Source organism: Streptomyces sp. R28 (assembly GCF_041052385.1).
In the GTDB taxonomy this organism is placed as follows: domain Bacteria; phylum Actinomycetota; class Actinomycetes; order Streptomycetales; family Streptomycetaceae; genus Streptomyces.
The window spans coordinates 7469575-7489441 of the sequence record NZ_CP163439.1 but is presented as its reverse complement, the minus strand read 5'-3'; the positions used below and the strand labels follow the sequence as shown (position 1 = coordinate 7489441).

At 70.6% G+C, this 19867-nt stretch carries 12 protein-coding genes; 3 read left to right on the top strand and 9 right to left on the bottom strand.

Features of this window, described 5'->3' with window-relative positions:
* Positions 1 to 94 precede the first annotated feature (94 nt).
* Positions 95 to 991 carry an SAM-dependent methyltransferase gene (locus tag AB5J49_RS33720; RefSeq protein WP_369172633.1) on the top strand — a complete coding sequence of 299 codons (897 nt, stop codon included), beginning with the start codon at positions 95 to 97 and terminating at the stop codon, positions 989 to 991.
* 9 nt (positions 992 to 1000) lie between these two features.
* Here AB5J49_RS33720 and ftsH read toward each other — a convergent pair whose 3' ends face one another.
* The 6 genes from ftsH to AB5J49_RS33690 all read right to left on the bottom strand — a co-directional run bounded on the left by ftsH (position 1001) and on the right by AB5J49_RS33690 (position 10807).
* Positions 1001 to 2938, bottom strand: a complete 1938-nt coding sequence (gene ftsH, locus AB5J49_RS33715; protein ID WP_369172632.1) for an ATP-dependent zinc metalloprotease FtsH — start codon at positions 2936 to 2938, stop codon at positions 1001 to 1003.
* A 94-nt stretch (positions 2939 to 3032) separates the two neighbouring features.
* Positions 3033 to 4586, bottom strand: a complete 1554-nt coding sequence (gene ffh / locus AB5J49_RS33710) for a signal recognition particle protein (RefSeq protein ID WP_369172631.1) — start codon at positions 4584 to 4586, stop codon at positions 3033 to 3035.
* A gap of 106 nt (positions 4587 to 4692) precedes the next feature.
* Positions 4693 to 7140, bottom strand: coding sequence for a [protein-PII] uridylyltransferase (locus tag AB5J49_RS33705; RefSeq protein ID WP_369172630.1), 2448 nt, complete (start codon positions 7138 to 7140; stop codon positions 4693 to 4695).
* Positions 7141 to 7209: 69 nt separating this feature from the next.
* Positions 7210 to 7548: a P-II family nitrogen regulator gene (locus tag AB5J49_RS33700; RefSeq protein WP_003997576.1), complete on the bottom strand. Its 339-nt coding sequence runs from the start codon at positions 7546 to 7548 to the stop codon at positions 7210 to 7212.
* Complete coding sequence (locus AB5J49_RS33695) at positions 7545 to 8897, bottom strand: ammonium transporter (RefSeq protein ID WP_369172629.1); 1353 nt, start codon at positions 8895 to 8897, stop codon at positions 7545 to 7547. The genes AB5J49_RS33700 and AB5J49_RS33695 overlap by 4 nt, the downstream gene beginning before the upstream one ends.
* 416 nt (positions 8898 to 9313) lie before the next feature.
* Entirely contained in the window at positions 9314 to 10807 is a 1494-nt protein-coding gene (locus AB5J49_RS33690) for a hypothetical protein (protein WP_369172628.1), read from the bottom strand.
* Positions 10808 to 11265: 458 nt separating this feature from the next.
* On the opposite strand from AB5J49_RS33690, the gene AB5J49_RS33685 reads away from it, so the two are divergent.
* A complete protein-coding gene (locus AB5J49_RS33685) occupies positions 11266 to 11922 on the top strand; it encodes a bifunctional DNA primase/polymerase (protein WP_369172627.1) in 657 nt (218 codons plus the stop codon).
* 166 nt (positions 11923 to 12088) lie between these two features.
* Here AB5J49_RS33685 and ftsY read toward each other — a convergent pair whose 3' ends face one another.
* Positions 12089 to 13300, bottom strand: coding sequence for a signal recognition particle-docking protein FtsY (ftsY, locus tag AB5J49_RS33680; RefSeq protein ID WP_369172626.1), 1212 nt, complete (start codon positions 13298 to 13300; stop codon positions 12089 to 12091).
* 105 nt (positions 13301 to 13405) lie between these two features.
* Here ftsY and AB5J49_RS33675 point away from each other — a divergent pair, with 105 nt between their 5' ends.
* The gene (locus AB5J49_RS33675; protein WP_369172625.1) at positions 13406 to 14395 is read left to right on the top strand and encodes an LLM class flavin-dependent oxidoreductase; all 990 of its coding nucleotides are present in this window, start codon (positions 13406 to 13408) and stop codon (positions 14393 to 14395) included.
* A 112-nt stretch (positions 14396 to 14507) separates the two neighbouring features.
* Here the strand turns inward: AB5J49_RS33675 and AB5J49_RS33670 are convergent, their stop codons facing one another.
* The gene (locus AB5J49_RS33670) at positions 14508 to 15923 is read right to left on the bottom strand and encodes a sugar porter family MFS transporter (RefSeq protein WP_369172624.1); all 1416 of its coding nucleotides are present in this window, start codon (positions 15921 to 15923) and stop codon (positions 14508 to 14510) included.
* A gap of 218 nt (positions 15924 to 16141) precedes the next feature.
* Entirely contained in the window at positions 16142 to 19696 is a 3555-nt protein-coding gene (smc, locus tag AB5J49_RS33665; protein WP_369172623.1) for a chromosome segregation protein SMC, read from the bottom strand.
* Positions 19697 to 19867 lie beyond the last annotated feature (171 nt).

Below are 19867 nucleotides of genomic sequence, written 5' to 3'. Positions count from 1 at the left end.
GAGTTTCCTGGCATACGGGGGAAGCGTGAGCGCATGCCACGGGGGCCACGGAATCGGACGCAGCGGTAACTCTCGGCGGATTGGGGCGCTTTAGATGACACCTACGCTCGTGCGACAGCACCTGCCTCACGTGGGGGCGGCACCTCGCGTGGACCTGTGTGCACGCGCGCGTGACTGGTCCGAGATCCAGGAGCGGATGCTGGTTCCGCTCTACGAAGCCGTCTACGAGCGACTGCAAGTGGGCCCCGGCACCCGGCTGCTGGGCCTCGGCTGCGGCAGCGGGCTCGCCCTGGTCATGGCGGCGTCCAGAGGCGCGGCCGTCACCGGTGTCGAGCCGTCCTCCCCGGAACGGCTGGCCCTCGCGCGGCAGCGGTTGCTCCCCGAAGGGTGGGACACGCGCGCGCGTGCCGACGCCCGACTCGTCGACGGCTCGTCCGACGACCTGGCTGCCGCGGCGTGCGTCGGGACGCGGGCGGAGTCGCACGCGCAGACGCACACGTCCGCGTACACCCTGGTGACCGCCTTCGAGCCCATCGGGTGCCTCGCGGGCGACTCCGAAGGGCTCGGTGAGGTGCTCGCGGCCGCGTCGCCGCTCGCCGAGCGGGGGGCGCCGGTGGTGCTGGCCGGCTGGGGTCCGCCGGAGCGCTGCGCCACGTCGTCCGTGCTGCGCGTCGCCACCAAGTTGGCCGATCCCTTGCGCAGCACGGGCAGTTGGCGCCCCGCCCTGCGCGACGACCTGGAGGAGGTCGCCCAGCGCGCGGGCCTGAGGCCCGACGGTTCCGGGCGGGTGGCCTGCCCCTTCGGGTACCCGGACGTCGACAGTGCCGTACGGGGGCTGCTGTCGACGGGGTTGTTCGACTCGGCGATCGCGGCGACCGATCAGGTGCAGGTGGACAAGGAGTTGACGGAGGCGCTGCATCCGCATCTGCGGCCGGACGGGACGGTGTGGATGCCGAACGTCTTCCGGTACCTGATCGCGCGCGTGCCGTGAGCGGGCCCGCTACGCGTCCGCTTCCTTGGTCAGCCGGGTGATGCCCGCGATCCGGTAGGCGTCCGCCTCCTCCAGCGTCTCGTTCTCCAGCAGGGCCTCCGCCAGCGCCTCCAACTGCCGGTGGTGGTCACGGAGTTTGCGGCATGCCTCCTCGTAGCACTCGTCGACGATCCGGCGCATCTCGGAGTCGATCACGTCGAGGGTCTGCGGGGCGGCCGCGAGCCCGTACGCCTGCTGGGTGTCGCTCGGCAGGGCGGACAGTCGGCCGACCCGTTCGCTCATGCCCCAGCGGGCCACCATGCCGCGCGCGATGTTGGTGACCTGTTCCAGGTCGTTCTCCGCGCCCGTGGTGACGACCCCGTAGACCACCTGTTCGGCCGCCATGCCGCCCAGTGCGCCGATGATGCGGCCGCGCAGGTACTGCTCGGAGTGCGCGTACCGCTCCACCTCGGGCGTCGACAACGTCACCCCGAGCGCCCGGCCGCGCGGCACGATGGTGATCTTGCGGACGGGGTCGGCGCCCGGCTGCAGCATGCCGAGGAGGGCGTGCCCGCTCTCGTGGTACGCGGTGCGCCGGCGATCCTCCTCGGGCATCACGAGGGTGCGCTCGGCGCCCAGTTGCACCTTCTCCAGGGCCTCGGAGAGGTCCGAGGCGGTCACCTGCTCCTGCCCCCGCTTGACCGCGAGCAGAGCGCCCTCGTTGGCGAGATTGGCCAGATCCGCACCTGTCATGCCCGGGGTCGTACGGGCGAGCTGGGTCAGATCCACGTCCTTGGCGAGCGGGATGTCGCGGGTGTGGATCCGCAGGATGGCCTCGCGCCCGCCGCGGTCCGGCGGGGAGACGTTGACCACCCGGTCGAAGCGGCCGGGCCGGGTCAGCGCCGGGTCCAGGATGTCGGCGCGGTTCGTGGCCGCGATGACGATCACGCCCTCGGAGCCGGAGAAGCCGTCCATCTCCGTGAGGATCTGGTTCAGCGTCTGCTCGCGCTCGTCATGGCCGCTCACCGACGCGCCGCCACTGCGCACCCGGCCGATGGTGTCGATCTCGTCGATGAAGATGATCGACGGCGCGACCTTGCGGGCCTCGGCGAACAGCTCCCGGACACGGGACGCGCCGACGCCGACGATCATCTCGATGAACTCGGACGCGGAGGCGGAGAAGAACGGCACGCCCGCCTCGCCCGCCACCGCACGCGCCAGCAGGGTCTTGCCGGTGCCGGGTGAGCCGGCGAGCAGCACGCCCCGCGGCATCTTCGCCCCCATCCGGCGGTAGGCGTCGGGGTGCTCCAGGAAGTCGACGACGTCGTCCAGCTCGCCCTTGACCTCGTCGATGCCGGCCACGTCGGCGAATGTCGTGCGCTGGGTCCCCGGCCGCAGCTCGACCGGCTTGGGCGGCGCCTTGCGCCCGAACATGCCGCCCGCGCCGCCCTTGCCCGCGCCGAGCCGCCGGGCGACGAAGATCCACACCGCGACGATGATCACGATCGGCGCCAGCGAGATCAGCAGGTTGGACACGACGCCGCGCTCCCGCACGACCGGCTGGGCGGTCACCGTCACGTCGCGGCTGCTCAGTTCCTGCCAGAGGTCGTCGTCCGCGAAGGCCGGGCGCTGGGTCTTGAACCGGGTGTAGTCACCGTCGCCCTCGGGGTTGTCCCGGGCGCTCTTGAGCTCCCCCTGGATCGCGTCGCCCTTGGAGTAGATCTTGTCGACGTTTCCGGCATCGACCTGCCTGCTGAACTCCGTGTAGGAGATCGTCGGCTCGTTGCCCCGGTCGAGGTACGTCAGCCCCAGATAGGCGAGCAGGAACACGATCACCGCGGTGAGGAACAGGCTCCACCAGCGGCCGCGCATCCGTCGCCCACCGGTCCGCCCGGACGGCTCGTCCGGGGTGCCCTCGGTGCGCCACGGCTGGTCAGGGGCCTTGCGTGGCGGCGCGGCATTGCTCATATCTGGACGTTACGGCAGATATCCGGCCATGGCATGCGCTGAGGGCGCCCCTCCCTTGGAGAGGGGCGCCCCCAGCGACGTACGAGACGAACCGTCAGCCCATGAACTTCTTGAACTCGTCCGGCAGCTCGAAGTCCTGCGGAGCCTGCTGGCCCGGCACGCCGAAGGCGCCTCCGGCCTGCGCGGCGGCGGCCCTGCGGGCGGCCTCCTCCTGCTCCTGCTGCTTGCGCTTCATCGGGTTGCCGGAGCGCTGCTTGCCCTTGGCCTTCTTCGGCTGCTTCTTGACGCGGCCGGGGCCGCCGCCCATGCCCGGGATCCCCGGCATACCGGGCATGCCGCCGCCCTGGGCCATGCGGGACATCATCTTGCGGGCCTCGAAGAACCGCTCGACGAGGTTCTTCACGGCGCTGACCTCGACGCCGGAACCCTTGGCGATACGGGCGCGGCGCGAGCCGTTGATGATCGTGGCGTCGGCGCGCTCGGCCGGGGTCATCGACTTGATGATCGCGGCCGTGCGGTCGACGTCGCGCTCGTCGAGGTTGTTGATCTGGTCCTTGATCTGGCCCATGCCCGGGAGCATGCCGAGCAGCTTGGAGATGGAGCCCATCTTCCTGACCTGCTCCATCTGGGCCAGGAAGTCGTCGAGGGTGAAGTCCTGGCCCTTCTTGGAGGCCAGCTTCTCGGCCATCTTCTGGGCTTCGGCCTGGTCGAAGGTCTTCTCCGCCTGCTCGATCAGGGTGAGCAGGTCACCCATGTCGAGGATGCGGGAGGCCATCCGGTCCGGGTGGAAGGCGTCGAAGTCGTCGAGCTTCTCGCCGTTCGACGCGAACATGATCGGCTTGCCGGTGATCTGGCGGATCGACAGGGCCGCACCACCGCGGGCGTCACCGTCGAGCTTGGAGAGCACCACGCCGTCGAAGCCGACGCCGTCGCGGAAGGCCTCCGCGGTGTTGACCGCGTCCTGACCGATCATCGCGTCGACGACGAACAGGATCTCGTCCGGCGAGACCGCGTCCCGGATGTCCGCGGCCTGCTGCATCATCTCCTGGTCGATGCCCAGGCGGCCGGCGGTGTCCACGATCACGATGTCGTGGACCTTGGTCTTCGCGTGCTCGATGGAGTCCTTGGCGACCTTGACCGGGTCACCGACGCCGTTGCCCGGCTCGGGTGCGTAGACCGCGACACCGGCCCGCTCGGCGACGACGCTGAGCTGGTTGACGGCGTTCGGGCGCTGGAGGTCGGCGGCGACCAGCAGCGGCGAGTGGCCCTGCTCCTTCAACCAGTGACCGAGCTTGCCCGCGAGGGTGGTCTTACCGGCACCCTGCAGACCGGCCAGCATGATCACGGTCGGCGGCTGCTTGGCGAAGCGCAGGCGCCGGGTCTCGCCGCCCAGGATCGTCACGAGCTCGTCGTTGACGATCTTCAGAACCTGCTGAGCCGGGTTCAGCGCCTTGGAGACCTCGGCGCCGAGAGCGCGCTCCTTGACGTTCTTGATGAACGTGCGGACGACGGGCAGTGCCACGTCCGCTTCGAGGAGTGCGATGCGGATCTCGCGCGCGGTGGCGTCGATGTCCGCCTCGGAGAGCCGTCCCTTGCCGCGCAGGTTCTTGAAAGTCGCTGAGAGGCGATCGGAGAGAGTATCGAACACGGCGCTCGCGGTCCTCGGGGTCGGTGGCAGCTGGGAATCGCCCTCCAGGGTATCCCGGCGGCGCAGGTTGCCGGGATCCCTGGGTGCAGAGCCTGTGAACAGGCTCTCAGCCCCGCAACGTCTCCTCCAGCTTCCGCGCCACGGAGGTCGCTTCCTCACTGGGCAGCGGCGCACCCTCGGGGCCTGTGACATAGAACGCGTCGACGGCGTTGGCGCCCAGCGTGCTCACGTGGGCACTGCGCACCTGGACGCTCGCGTCCTCCAGCGCCCGGCCGATCCGGAACAGCAGCCCCGGCGCGTCCTGGGCGCGCACCTCGATCACGGTGGCCAGCCGGGAGGCGGCCGGGTGGACCGACACCCTCGCCGGCGGCGCCACGACGCCCCGGCGGCGCGGGTAGGCGGCGTCCCGCTCGGCGAGCCGGCCCGCGATGTCCAGGGAACCGTCCAGGGCCCGTACCAGGTCGGCACGGAGCCGGGCGGCCTGCGGCAGGGAGCCGTACTCGGCGGCGACCCGCCAGTCCAGCAGCAGGACGGAGCCCTCGACGCCGTCCGGCAGATCCAGGGCGCGCAGCTCGGCGGTGCGGACGGTCAGACGGTGCATCGCCAGGACGCCGGCCACCGCGGGCAGCACGCCCGGCTGGTCCGGTACGGCGATGAGGAGCTCCACGCCGAGCGGCTCCGGGTCGCCCGAGGGCTGGTCCTCGGCCGGCGGCTCGGTCTGCGCGCGCAGCGCCAGCACGGGGCTGCCGGTCGCGATCGCCTCGATGGACAGTCGCTCCTGTTCGGCGGTGGGCGCGGCGGCCTCGGGCTCGTCCAGTTCGTCCCCGGCGAGTACGGCCGCGACCCGTTTCACCAGGTCGGTAACGAGCGAACCCCGCCACGACGACCAGGCCGCCGGGCCGGTGGCCAGCGCGTCCGCCTCGGTCAGGGCGTGCAGCAGCTCCAGGGTGCCCTGGGAGCCGACCGCCTCGGCGACCGAGCGCACGGTGGCCGGGTCTTCCAGATCGCGCCGGGTGGCCGTCTCGACGAGCAGCAGGTGATGGCGTACGAGGGTGGAGAGCACGGCCACGTCGTCGCGGTCGAAGCCGATGCGGGCGGCCACGTCCTTGACGATGATCTCGCCGGCCACCGAGTGGTCGCCGGGCCAGCCCTTGCCGATGTCGTGCAGCAGCGCGGCGACCAGGAGGAGGTCGGGGCGGTGGACGCGGCGGGTGAACTCGGAGGCCCGGACGGCCGTCTCGATGAGGTGCCGGTCGACGGTCCAGATGTGCACGGCGTTGCGCTGCGGGCGGCAGCGAACCCGCTCCCAGTCCGGGAGGAAGCGAGTGATCAGCCCTTCGGCCTCCAACGCCTCCCACACCTCGACCGTCGGCCGCCCGGAGCCCAGCAGGGTCACGAGCTGCTCACGCGCCTCGGCCGGCCAGGGCGTGGGCAGCGGGCGCACAGCGGCCGCCATGCGCCGTACGGCGTGCAGGGAGAGCGGGAGTCCGGCCTGCGCGGCGGCGGCCGCGGCGCGCAGGGGGAGCACGGGGTCGCGTTCGGGGCGCGCGGCGCGGGCGAGCACTACCTCGCCGTCCTGCTCCACCACGCCCTCGGCCAGCGGTGAGCGCTCGGCGGTCGGCTTGCCGCCGCCCAGCATGGCGCGCAGACGCGGCCGCACGGCGCGCGAGCGCAGCACTCGCCCTACTTCACGCCAGGTGACATCACTCGCGTACGAGATGACCCGCGCCGCCTCGTACACCTGCCGCAGCAGCGTGTCCGCGTCGAGCAGCCCCAGCTCGGCCGCGACCTGGTCCTGCTCCTGGAGCGCGAGCCGGTCCGTCGCCCGCCCCGTCGTCAGGTGCAGGGCGTCGCGCACGTCGAGCAGTCGGCGCCGGGCGTCGTCGAGGCCCTCGCGCGGGGCGTCGGCCAGCCAGGAGGCGGCGACGGCGCGCAGGATGGTGGCGTCCCGCAGACCGCCACGCGCTTCCTTCAGGTCGGGTTCCAGCAGGTACTGCAGCTCGCCCTGCCGCTCGGCGCGTTCGGCGGACAGCTCCTGCAGTTCGGGCAGGCGCTTGGGCGCCTGGTTGCGCCAGTCGGCCAGGACCGCCGTCCGCAGTCCGGCCGTGAGGCCGAGGTCACCCGCGATGTGGCGGGCGTCCAGCAGGCCGAGTTGGACCTTCAGATCCTCCCCGGCGGTCTTGCGGGCCTCGGCCGGCGTACGCACGGAGTGGTCGAGGGCGAGGCCGAGGTCCCAGACGGGGTACCAGATGCGGTCGGCCAGGGCGGCCACCGCACCGGGGTCGCTGCCGTCGTGCAGCAGGAGCAGGTCCAGGTCACTGCGCGGGGACAGCTCGCCGCGGCCGTAGCCGCCGACCGCGACCAGGGAGACGCCGCGCAGGCCCTCGGCCCCGGCGGCGAACAGGCCGGTCAGCCAGTCGTCGGTCAGGTTCGCCAGGGCCGTACGGCGCGGCGGCCCGGACTGCGCCCCCTCGGTGAGGAGACGCAGCCGGGCCGCCGCGTAGCCGCTGGGTCCCGAGTCCTCTGCATCCTTACGAACGTCCGTACCCGACACCCAGCGACTCCTGTCCTTCTTCTTCTCTCAGAGCGCGTTCTCTTGGAGCTTTCCTCTGGAGCGCGTTCCTCAGAGCGCGTCCGGTCCGCGCTCCCCGGTCCGCACCCGTACGGCCGTCTCGACCGGCAGGGACCAGACCTTGCCGTCACCGATCTTGCCGGTGCGGGCGGCCTTGACGATGACGTCGATCAGCTGCTCGGCATCGTCGTCCTCGGCCAGCACCTCGATGCGGATCTTAGGGACCAGGTCGACGGTGTACTCGGCACCGCGGTAGACCTCGGTGTGGCCCCGCTGACGACCGTAGCCGCTCGCCTCGGTGACCGTCAGACCGTGCACTCCGAAGGCCTGGAGGGCCTCCTTGATCTCGTCGAGCCGGTGCGGCTTCACGACGGCGGTGATGAGCTTCATGCGTCCACCTTCTTGCTTGCAGTGGCGGCCGCGGCCGCGACGGCGGTCTTGGCGGCACCTCCGCCGGCGCCGCTGAAGTCGTATGCGGTCTCGGCGTGCTCAGCCTGGTCGATACCGGTGATCTCCTCGTCCTCGGTGACCCGCATACCGATGGTCTTGTCGAGGATGAAGGCGAGGATCGCGGAGACGATCAGGGAGTAGGCGAGGACCGCGCCGACACCGGCGCACTGCTTCCACAGCTGGTCGAAGGTGTGCTCGCCGTAGAAGACACCCGTCGCCTCCGACTGGCCCTTGCCGCTGGCGAAGAAGCCGATCAGCAGGGAGCCGACGACACCGCCGACGAGGTGGACGCCGACGACGTCGAGCGAGTCGTCGTAGCCGAACTTGTACTTCAGGCCGACGGCCATGGCGCACAGCAGACCGGCGATGGCACCGACGGCGATCGCGCCCATCGGGGTGACCGCACCACCGGACGGGGTGATGGCGACCAGACCGGCGACGGCACCGGAGGCGGCACCCAGCGTGGTGAACGCGCCGTGGCGGATCTTCTCGTAGATCAGCCAGGCCAGCATGGCGGCGGCGGTGGCGACCTGCGTGTTGACGAACATCAGCGAGCCGACGCCGTCGTCGTTACCGAGCCACGAGCCGGCGTTGAAGCCGAACCAGCCGAACCACAGCAGACCGGCGCCGAGCATGACCAGCGGCAGGCTGTGCGGACGCATCGGGTCCTTCTTGAAGCCGACGCGCTTACCGATGACGAAGATCACGCCGAGCGCCGCGGCACCGGCGTTGATGTGGACCGCCGTACCACCGGCGAAGTCGATCACGCCCATGTCGAAGGCCCAGCCGCCGTCACCCCAGACCCAGTGGGCGACCGGGAAGTACACGACCGTGGCCCACAGCGCGATGAACAGCGCCCATGCCGAGAACTTCACGCGGTCCGCGAGAGCACCGCTTATCAGGGCGGGCGTGATGATCGCGAACATCAGCTGGAAGACGAAGAAGACCAGCACCGGGATGTTGTAGGTCGTGCCCGCCGAGCTCCACAGCTCGCCCTTGTCGAGGTTGCTGAGCCCGATCCAGTCGGAGTTCCAGCCGATGAGGCTGCCCGAGTCGGTGCCGAAGGCGAGGGAGAAGCCGTACAACACCCACAGGATGGTGACGATCCCCAGGCTGATGAAACTCATCATCAACATGTTCAGGGTGCTCTTGACGCGGACCATGCCTCCGTAGAAGAAGGCCAGGCCCGGGGTCATGAGCATCACCAGGGCGGAACAGATGAGCATGAAACCTGTGTTGGCGGGCGACAGCTCTACCTTGTCTGCCGCCATCATGATGGCTGGTGCCATCGGCGTCTCCTCGTGTTGGTACGGCCCCGTGCGGGCGAAGCCTGAGCGGATTGAGGGGTGGGCCGGTTATGCGCCACGAGATTGACGCAGCGCCGTTTCGATGGAAGCCCCTCGTTGTTTCGCCGCCGTGACGAAGACGCCTCGTGTGTTACGCCTCGATGAACTGCCGGATTGTGGGCGAGCCGATCGTTATCTTGGCGCAACCTTCGATGACGACCACCGCAGCCATCGATTGAGGAACCCCCGCGACGCCCAGCCACATCCGCGAGAGCGGCGCCGGTTCAGGCGCAAAGGGGGGACAGCAGCCGGCCGCGGTCGGCCTTCCGATGACCTGGCATGGGGGAGCCGAGTCGGGCAGTTCGGGAGGGGCGGCCGCGGCCGGGGTTCAGGGGTTGCCCTGGGATTGCACGCGAAGCTCAGACCGCCTCCGCGGTCTCGGGCAGCTCCACGGCGAGCTTGTCGGTGAGGTCCACGACCTCGGCGAGATCCCCGAAGTCGCGTACGGCCGTGTCGACCGTCTTTCGAATACGAGTGTTGACGCGCTCGGAGCGCACCTTCTTGGCGATCAGCATGGCCCGCTCGGCATAGACGGCACTCTCCTCGGGCTCGCGCCGCAGCAGCTGGACCGTGGCCATGCCGATGAGGTTCAGCGCGTACGACCGCTGGTGCTCACTGTCCTTTGCGAACAGGTCCACGGCCTGCTGCATCACGGGCTCGGCCAGCGAGGCGTACGTCGGGCTGCGGCCGGCGACATAGGCCAGGTCCCGGTACGAGTGGGAGTTCTCGCCGTACAGCTCGGCCTCGGAGAAGAAGCGGATCCAGTCGGGGTCCGGCTCGTCCCACTCGTCCGCCTCGGAGAAGGTGTCCTCGGCCATCCGGACCGCCCGCTTGCATTTGCCGGGCTGGCCCATGTTGGCGTAGGCGCGGGCCTCCATCGCATACAGCATCGACTGGGTGCGCGGGCTGGCGCAGTCCCGGCTGCCGTACTGCGCGAGGTGGATCAGTTCCAGGGCGTCGTCGGGCCGGCCGAGGTGGATCATCTGGCGGCTCATGCTGGAGAGGATGTACGAGCCGAGCGGCCGGTCGCCCGCCTCCTTGGCGGCGTGCAGCGCGAGGACGAAGTACTTCTGCGCGGTGGGCTGGAGCCCCACGTCGTACGACATCCAGCCGGCCAGCTCCGCCAGCTCGGCGGCGACCTTGAACAGCTTGCGGGTGGTCGCCTCCGGCTGGGGCTCCTGGAGCAGGTCGGTCACCTCGTGCAGCTGGCCCACGACCGCCTTGCGGCGCAGACCGCCGCCGCACTGGGCGTCCCACTGCCGGAACATCACGGTGGTGGACTCCAGCAGGTCCAGCTCGGGCCTGGACAGGCGGCCACGCGCGCGTGAGGACGGGACGGGACGGGACTCCTGGTACGGGGCCGGGGGTGCGGGGACCAGCCAGCGCTGCATCGGTTCGATGAGGGCCGGGCCCGCGGACAGGGCCAGCGAGCTCCCGAGGAAGCCGCGCCGCGCCAGCATCAGGTCGCTGCGCGAGAACTCGCTGAGCAGGGCCACCGTCTGCGGGCCCGTCCAGGGCAGGTCGATGCCGGACACGGAGGGTGACTGACGGGCGGCGCGCAGGCCGAGGTCCTCGACGGAGACGACGCAGCCGAACCGCTCGGAGAAGAGCTCGGACAGGATCCGCGGGATCGGCTCGCGGGGGTTCTCGCCGTCCAGCCAGCGACGGACGCGCGAGGTGTCGGTCGAGATGTGGTTGGCGCCCAACTGGCGTGCGCGGCGGTTCACTTGACGGGCCAGTTCACCCTTCGACCAGCCGCTGCGCACGAACCAGGACGTGAGCAGCTCGTTGGGGCGCTTGTCAGCGTGCGATGCGCCACCAGCACTCGTGCCGCTTCCGCTGTTGCCGCTCACTGGAACGCCCCCATCCCTTGGACCACTTGTCATCGAGTGCGCCAAGCCCTATCAGAATGCCGGTAAATACGGTCGCCCGTCCGGCAGTTGCCACCCTTCGAACGGAAAGCCGACTTGCCCCCGGCATACCCAAGTGTGCATGTGCCCCGAGGGTCCGTGCACTCACGGTAATCCTACGATCACGGACCCAGCCATGGCGATCCCGGAAACGCCACCATTCGCCACCCCTTCGAATGAACTAACGGTGACCTCCACGCGATTCACTTGACATAGGACGGCCGGAAGTGGGCGGAGCGAAGCACTCAGGGGCGCGTGTCGCCAGGCCCGCAACCCGGAGCACTTCCAGGCGCCGCGTGGACCGAGCGGGGTTCATGGGTAACCGGCGATCTGAGAACACGCAGGGTCACGTACCGAATCCGTGTCGTAACCACCGGCGCGCTGGACCCGTTGGAGGGGGCATGGGCTTCACGATCGGCGGCATCCGGGAGATCCGATCCGGCTCGCGACGACGCGGCCGCTCCTCGGAGTGCACCACCGTCGCCGAGTTCACCGGACTGTGGGGCTGGGACGTAGTGCCCGGCGCGCGAGCCGCGGCGGGCGCCTGCTCGTGCGGCCACTCCGACTGTCACGCCCCCGGCGCACACCCCCTCGACTTCGCGCCCGACGTCCCGGCCGGCGCCACCCTCGACGAGGTCGGAAGGGCCTGGGCGGAGGTACCGGGCGCCGCGCTGATGCTGCCGGTCGGGCGGGCGTTCGACGTGATCGAGGTGGCGGAGCCCGCCGGACGCCGCGCGCTCACCCGGCTCGAGCGCATGGGCCTCCCCCTCGGCCCGGTCACGGCCACCCCCGAGGGCCGCGCCCACTTCTTCGTCGCCCCCGGCGCCGCCGCGGAACTCCCCGAGCTCCTCTACCGCATGGGCTGGGACGACCCCACCCACCTCGACCTGCGCGGCCTCGGCCCCGGTACGCACATCACGGCCCCGCCGTCCGACCGGGGCGGGCTGGGGCCGGTGCGGTGGCTGCGGCCACCCGAGCTGGACTCGGCGACGAGGCCGCCGGCCGCGCGACTGCTGCTGGGGACGCTGGCCTACGTGGCGCATCGGTCGCGGGCGTAACGCAGGGCACAACCGTCACAGTCGTACACGGCTCACAGTCGTACACAGCTCACAGTCGTGCACAGCTCATGGTCGTACACAGCGAAGCGCCCGTCCCCCAACTGCACCTTGGGAGGCGGGCGCTTCTTCGGCCGAGCACATACGAAAGTTCGTAGGTGAGGTGGGGTCACTCCCCGATAAGGGCGTCAACGAACGCCTCCGGCTCGAACGGCGCCAGGTCATCGGCACCCTCGCCCAGCCCGACCAGCTTCACCGGCACGCCCAGCTCGCGCTGGACCGCGACGACGATGCCACCCTTGGCCGTGCCGTCCAGCTTGGTGAGCACGATGCCGGTGATGTCGACGACCTCGGCGAAGACGCGGGCCTGGACCAGACCGTTCTGCCCCGTCGTCGCGTCCAGCACGAGCAGGATCTCGTCCAGCGGCGCATGCTTCTCGACGACGCGCTTGACCTTGCCGAGTTCGTCCATGAGGCCGGTCTTGGTGTGCAGGCGTCCGGCGGTGTCGATGAGGACGACGTCCGTCCCCATCTCCTTGCCCTCCTTCACCGCGTCGAAGGCCACGGAGGCGGGGTCGCCGCCCTCAGGCCCGCGCACGGTGTAGGCGCCGACGCGCTCGCCCCAGGTCTGGAGCTGGTCGGCGGCGGCGGCACGGAAGGTGTCGGCGGCGCCCAGGACCACGCTGCGGCCGTCGGCCACGAGGACGCGGGCGAGCTTGCCGGTGGTGGTGGTCTTGCCGGTGCCGTTGACGCCGACGACCATCACGATGCCGGGCTTGCTGGTCTCCGGCTCCGTCTTGACCGTGCGGTCGAAGTCGGTGCCGACCAGCTTGAGCAGCTCCTCGCGCAGCAGGCCGCGCAGCTCCTCGGGGGTGCGGGTACCGAGGACCTTCACGCGCTCGCGCAGCCCGTCGACCAGTTCCTGGGTGGGCAGCACGCCGACGTCGGCGGTGAGCAGCGTGTCCTCGATCTCCTCCCAGGTGTCCTCGTCGAGGTGCTCGCGCGACAGGAGCGTGAGCAGCCCCTGGCCGAGGGCGTTCTGCGAGCGGGAGAGCCGGGCACGCAGGCGGATCAGGCGGCCGGCGGTGGGCTCCGGGATCTCGATCTCGGTCGGCGGGAGCTCTTCGACGACGGGCGGTTCCTCGACGGCGGTCGGTGCTCCACCGCCCGGAAGGTCAACCTCCTCTATGGTCCGGCGCGGTTCGTCGCGCGGTGTCTCGGCCTCGTCGCCGACATGCGGCTCGGCCGGAGGGGCGGTGATGTCGGGGGCGGCCGGGGGCGGCGGAGGCAGCTGCTTCTTGCGTCGGCTGCCGACGATCAGCCCACCGAGCGCGCCGAGCACGACCACGGCGATGACTACAGCAAGGATGAGGATGTCCATAACGCGTCCAGTATCGGCCATGGAGTGCGGCGACACCCCTCTGGATGTCTGACACACCGTCAGCTAACGTCCGCCTTCACACCCGCCCGGTGAAGGGGGACCCCCATGCCCGTCTCGGTCGTACGCTTCAACCTCGTCGAGCCCGACGCGACCCCCGCCTCGCTCGCCGCCCGCTATCAGGCGGCCCTGGAGATGGCCGCATACGCCGACGAGCACGGCATCACCACCGTGCAGACGGAGGAGCACCACGGCGCCGACAACAACTGGCTGCCGTCACCCTTCGCCTTCGCGGCGGCGGTCTTCGGCGCGACCCGGCGCCTCGCGGTCACCGTCTCGGCGATCATCGGCCCGCTGCACGACCCGCTGCGGCTGGCCGAGGAGATCGCCGTACTGGATCTGCTGAGCGGCGGGCGGCTGGTGACCGTCGCCGGAATCGGGTACCGCCCCGAGGAGTACGCCCTGTTCGACGTGGACTGGAAGCGGCGCGGCAAGCTCCAGGACGAGCTCCTCGACACCCTGCTCAAGGCCTGGACCGGCGAGCCCTTCGAGTACCGGGGCCGTACGGTACGGGTCACTCCGCGCCCCTGCACCGAGCCGCACCCTCTGCTCCTGGTCGGCGGCTCCTCGAAGGCCGCCGCCCGCCGGGCCGCCCGGCTCGGTCTGCCGTTCTTCCCCAGCGCGCATCTGCCGGAGCTGGAGGCGTATTACAAGGAGCGGCTCGTCGAGTACGGCACCGAGGGCTGGACGATGATGCCGGCCGCGGAGACGCCGCTGCTGCACATCGCCGAGGATCCCGACCGGGCGTGGGCTCGCTGCGGCGGGCATTTCCTGCACGAGGCGCGGACGTACGCCTCCTGGCAGTCCGGGGACGTGCGGTCCGCCGTGAAGTCGGCGGCCACGACGGTGGAGGAGCTGCGTGCCGAGGGCGTGTACCGGATCGTGACGCCGCAGGAGTGTGTGGCGCTGGGGTTCGACAGCTACGTGTTGCACCCGCTGTCGGGCGGGATGCCGGTGGAGGAGGGGTGGCGGAGCCTGCGGTTGTTCGCGGAGGAGGTGCTTCCGGGGTTGGGGTCGGTCGACGCCCTCATCCGCTGACGTACGAGAAACCGCCGCCCCGGCTCGGGCAGTGGCCGAGCCGGGGCGGCGGCGGGGTTACGGGGAGAGGGGCAGCGGGGACTTGGCCCTTCTCCCCGAGTTCGGGGGCCGGTCAGCCCATCTCCTCCAGCTTCTTGCCCTTGGTCTCGGGCACGAACTTGAGGATGAACGGGATGGAGAGGAAGGCGAACACCGCGTACATGACGTACGTAAGCGACAGGTTCCAGTCCGACAGGTCCGGGAAGGTGATCGTGATCACCCAGTTGGCGATCCACTGGGCCGAGGCGGCCACGCCCAGGGCGGCGGCGCGGATCTTGTTCGGGAAGACCTCGCCGAGCATGACCCAGACGACCACTCCCCAGGACATGGCGAAGAAGAGGACGAACGCGTTGGCGGCGATCAGCGCCACATAACCCTGCGCGGTCGGCAGCGGGTCGTTGCCGCTCTGGAACGAGAAGGCCCAGGCAGCCGCCGCGAGCGAGATGCCCATGCCGACGGAGCCGATGAGGGCGAGCGGCTTGCGGCCGATGCGGTCGACGAAGATCATCGCGATCACGGTGCCGATGATGTTGATGATCGAGGTCTCGAACGAGTAGAAGAACGAGCTCGACGGGTCGACGCCGACGGACTGCCACAGCAGGTTCGAGTAGTAGAAGATGACGTTGATGCCGACCAGTTGCTGGAAGACGGAGAGGCCGATACCGATCCACACGATCGGCAGCAGACCGAACCGGCCGCCCAGCAGGTCCCGGAACGTGGACTTGTGGTCGCTGTGCATGGCGCGCTCGATCTCGGCGACCCGGCCGTCCAGGTCCGTCCCGCCTTCGACATCGGCGAGCACCTTCTTCGCGTCCTCGACACGGCCGACGCTGATCAGATAGCGCGGGGACTCGGGGATGGCGAAGGACAGCAGGCCGTAGATCACCGCGGGTACCAGCATCACGCCGAGCATCCACTGCCAGGCCTCCAGGCCCGCGACCGTCCCGCGCTCCTCGCCGTCGGCCATGTTGAGGATGGCCCAGTTGACGAGCTGGGAGACGGCGATGCCGATGACGATGGCGGCCTGCTGGAACGAGGCGAGCCGGCCGCGGTACGCCGGCGGGGCGACCTCGGCGATGTAGGCCGGGCCGATGACCGAGGCCATGCCGATGGCGATGCCGCCGAGGACCCGCCAGGCGGCGAGGTCCCACGCGGCGAACGGGAGGCCCGAACCGACGGCGCTCACGGCGAACAGCACCGCCGCGATCTGCATGACGCGGATGCGGCCGATGCGGTCGGCTATGCGGCCGGCGATCGCGGCGCCGACGGCACTGCCGAGCAGGGCGCTGGCAGCGACGGTCCCGGTGACACCGGAGCTGAGGTCGAACCGGGCCTGGATGCCACCGTTGGCTCCGTTGATGACGGAGCTGTCGTAGCCGAAGAGGAACCCGCCCATGGCGGCCGCCGCGGTGATGAAGACGACGTGCCCGAGATGCTCGGGGTGAGCCGTCCTGGCTCCTGACGTGGGTGCCTGCGCTGTGCTGGTCACGTGTACTCCTCGGGCCACCGGCAACGCTGCCGGGTGGGGGTCAGCCGCTCCAAGTAGTGATACCTGAAGGTAAAAGGAACGTTGCAGAGACTATGCCTTCAAGTTTCGAAGTCAATAGGGCGGCTGCTGTGACTTTCGAGACGCGATCAGGTGAGATGTGTTCACTTATTGAAGAAGTGAAGGTGAAGTGTTTCGACGGTCGAGTCCGACCGGCAGCGTCAGCGAAGTCGCTGGCTGATGACCTTGGACACACCGTCGCCCTGCATGGAGACGCCGTACAGCGCGTCGGCGACCTCCATCGTGCGCTTCTGGTGGGTGATCACGATCAGCTGCGAGGCTTCCTGCAGCTCCTGCATGATGCGGATCAGCCGCTGCAGGTTGGTGTCGTCGAGGGCGGCCTCGACCTCGTCCATGACGTAGAACGGGCTCGGCCGGGCCTTGAAGATCGACACGAGCAGGGCAACGGCGGTGAGTGAGCGCTCACCACCCGAGAGCAGCGACAGCCGCTTGACCTTCTTGCCCGGCGGACGCGCCTCGACATCGACGCCCGTGGTGAGCATGTTGTCGGGATCGGTCAGGATCAGCCGTCCCTCGCCACCGGGGAACAGGCGGCTGAAGACGCCCTCGAACTCCCGGGCCGTGTCCCGGTAGGCCTCGGTGAAGACCTGCTCGACGCGCTCGTCGACCTCCTTGACGACCTGGAGCAGGTCGGCACGGGTCTTCTTCAGGTCCTCTAGCTGCTCGCTGAGGAACTTGTGCCGTTCCTCGAGCGCGGAGAACTCCTCCAGGGCGAGCGGGTTGACCTTGCCGAGCTGCTGGTAGGCGCGTTCGGCGGCCTTGAGCCGCTTCTCCTGCTCGGCCCGGACGAAGGCCTTGGGCTGATTGCGGGGGTGCTCGGGATCCTCGGGGAGCTGCTCGCCCTCGGCGGCCAGGGAGGGCGGGACGAGCTGGTGAGGGCCGTACTCGGAGACGAGCCCGGCCGGTTCGACGCCCAGTTCCTCCAGCGCCTTGCTCTCCAGCTGCTCGATCCGCATCCGCTTCTCGGCGCCGAGGACCTCGCCACGGTGGACGGAGTCGGTCAGCTTGTCGAGTTCGGCCTTGAGGTCGCGGCCTTCGTTTCGGGCGGCGGCCAGCTCCTGCTCACGCCGCGCCTTGGCGGCCTCGGCGGCGGCACGCTCCTCGTCGGCGCGGGCGAGGGAGACCTCGACGTGCGCGAGGAGTTGGCGCGCACCGGAGGCGACGGCTTCGGCGACGGCCGCCTCGTGCCGCAGCCGCGCCCGCCGCTGCTCGGCACGCGCGCGTGCGTCTCGCTCCGCTCGGGCGGCCCGGTCGAGGGAGTCGGCGCGGCCGGCGAGTCCCTTGACCCGTTCCTCGTGCGTACGGACCTGGAGCCGGGCCTCCATCTCGGTCTGCCGGGCGTTGGCGCCGTCGGCGGCGAGACGGTCCCGTACCGACGTGTCGGGCTCCTCCTCGACCGGCATCTCCTCGGCGACGGCCAGCCGCTCGGCCAGCTCCTCGACGTCCTGGAGGGCCCTGTCGAGCGCGTCCTGCGCCCGCGCGGCGGCGGCGACGGACCGCTCGGCCTCGCCCGCGGCACCGCGCGCCTGCCCGGCGAGCCGCCCCAGCTGCTGCGCGACGGACGACTTCTCCCGGTCGGCCGCCCTGCGCCGCTCCCCCAGCTCCTCGACGAGCCCGGCACACTCCTTGCGCCGCTCGGCCGCCGCATGCTGCGCCTCGGCCAGCTCCTCGCACCGCACGGCCAGCTCTTCCAGCTCGGCAGCGGCCTCGTCCACGGAGGCCTGCACTTCGAGCAGGCTCGGCGCCCCGGCGGACCCCCCGTGCGCGAAGTGCGCGCCCAGCAGGTCGCCTTCGGCGGTCACGGCGGTGAGGCCGGGGCGGGCGTAGACGAGGTCCTCGGCGTCCTCGAGGGTGCCGACCACCACGATGCCGCGCAGAAGGCGGCGTACGGCGGGCATGAGCTCGTCCGGACCACGGACCAGGTCGGCGGCGTACGGCGGCCCGTCCGTGTGCGCCTCCCCTGGTACGTCGTCGAGTGCTCCGCTCAGCAGCAGCGCCGCCCGCCCTCCGTCCTGCTTGCGCAGCAGCCGGATCGCCTCCGCCGCAGCCGACGGCGATGTCACCGCGATCGCGTCCGCCGCCGCGCCGAAAGCGGCCGCCAGCGCTACCTCGTACCCCGGTGTCACGGTGAGCAGCTCCGCGGCCGGGCCGAGCAGCCCCGTGAGCCGGTCCTTCGCACCGAGCAGTGCTCCGGTGCCGTCCTTGCGGCGCAGGCCCAGCGCCAGCGCCTCGTGGCGGGCCTGGGTCGCGGCGCGCCCCCGTTCCGCCGCGGTGACCGCCTCGCGGGCCGCGGACAGGGCGGCCTCCGCCTCCACGAGCTGCTGCTTCGCCGCCTCGTGCTGCTCGGCGAGTTCCGCGTCGCCGGCGTCCAGGCCGTCGACCTCGGCCTTCAGGACCTCGTACTCCTCCTGCGCGGCGAAGGCCCGCTCCTGGGCCTCGTCCCGGGCTGCGGCCAGGCGGTCGATCTCGGCCTGGGCGGAGGCCGCACGCGAACGGGCGGCGTTGACCTGCCCGTTCAGCCGGGCCAGGCCCTCGCGGCGATCCGCGATGGCACGAGCGACGTCCTTCAGGCGCCGTTCCTCCTGCGTGAGCTCACGCTCCAGTTCGGCACGGTGGGCGACCGTGTCCTCCAGAGCCCGCTCGGCCGCCTCCAGGGCCGCTTCCAGCTCGGCCTCCTGCTCGCGGATCCGGGCGGCCTCGCGCTCCATGTCCTCGGGGTCGCGGCCCCGGCGTTCCTCCGGCGGCACGGACGTCGCGCTCTTCACGCGCGCGTCGGCCAGCGAGATCGTGCCGCGCACCCGCTCCGCGAGCTGGGACAGCTCGTACCAGGTCTGCTGGGCCCGCTGCAGCCGCGGCGTGAGCTGCCGTACCTCGTCCTCCAGGAGCGCCTCACGCTGGAGCGCCTTCTTCAGCTGCTGCTCGGCGGCTTCCTTGCGCTCCTTCAGCGCGGCCTCGTCGGCGACCTCGGCCTGGAGCGCCTCCCGGAGCCGCACGAGATCGTCGGCGAGGAGGCGCAGGCGGGCGTCGCGCAGATCCGCCTGGATGACGGCGGCCCTTCTGGCCACCGCCGCCTGGCGGCCCAGCGGCTTCAACTGCCGGCGCAGCTCGTCCGTCAGGTCCTGCACGCGCGCGAGGTTGGCCTGCATCGCGTCCAGTTTCCTGAGCGCCTTCTCCTTGCGCTTGCGGTGCTTGAGGACGCCCGCGGCCTCCTCGATGAAGGCGCGGCGGCCCATGGGGTCGGCGTGCAGGACGGAGTCGAGCTGTCCCTGCCCGACGATGACGTGCATCTCACGGCCGATGCCGGAGTCGGACAGCAGTTCCTGGATGTCGAGGAGACGGCAGGTGTCGCCGTTGATCTGGTACTCGCTGCCGCCGTTGCGGAACATGATCCGCGTGATGGTGACCTCGGCGTACTCGATGGGCAGTGCGCCATCGGAGTTGTCGATGGTCAGCGAAACCTCGGCACGGCCAAGTGGCGGACGGCCGGTCGTGCCGGCGAAGATGACGTCCTCCATCTTGCCGCCGCGCAGCGACTTCGCACCCTGCTCGCCCATGACCCAGCTGAGCGCGTCCACGACGTTGGACTTGCCCGAGCCGTTCGGGCCGACGACACACGTGATCCCCGGCTCGAACCGGAGCGTGGTCGCCGAGGCGAACGACTTGAACCCGCGGAGAGTCAGGGCCTTGAGGTGCACGCCGCCGGACTCTACCTTCCGCCCGGATGTCACTCCATGAACCCACGGTTTCACCGATGAACGTGCAGGGCACACCAGACGTTAAAGAGGGTGAAAGGATGCGCGGGCCAGTAAGCGGGGGCCGGCAAGAAAGAAGGGACGCCGAAGCGTCCCTTGCAACTTCTGACGGCT

Coding starts and splice junctions, on each gene's coding strand:
- AB5J49_RS33720 (WP_369172633.1), top strand. CDS start 95: ATGACACCTACGCTCGTGCGACAGCACCTGCCTCACGTGGGGGCGGCA.
- ftsH (WP_369172632.1), bottom strand. CDS start 2,938: ATGAGCAATGCCGCGCCGCCACGCAAGGCCCCTGACCAGCCGTGGCGC.
- AB5J49_RS33700 (WP_003997576.1), bottom strand. CDS start 7,548: ATGAAGCTCATCACCGCCGTCGTGAAGCCGCACCGGCTCGACGAGATC.
- AB5J49_RS33695 (WP_369172629.1), bottom strand. CDS start 8,897: ATGGCACCAGCCATCATGATGGCGGCAGACAAGGTAGAGCTGTCGCCC.
- AB5J49_RS33685 (WP_369172627.1), top strand. CDS start 11,266: ATGGGCTTCACGATCGGCGGCATCCGGGAGATCCGATCCGGCTCGCGA.
- ftsY (WP_369172626.1), bottom strand. CDS start 13,300: ATGGACATCCTCATCCTTGCTGTAGTCATCGCCGTGGTCGTGCTCGGC.
- AB5J49_RS33675 (WP_369172625.1), top strand. CDS start 13,406: ATGCCCGTCTCGGTCGTACGCTTCAACCTCGTCGAGCCCGACGCGACC.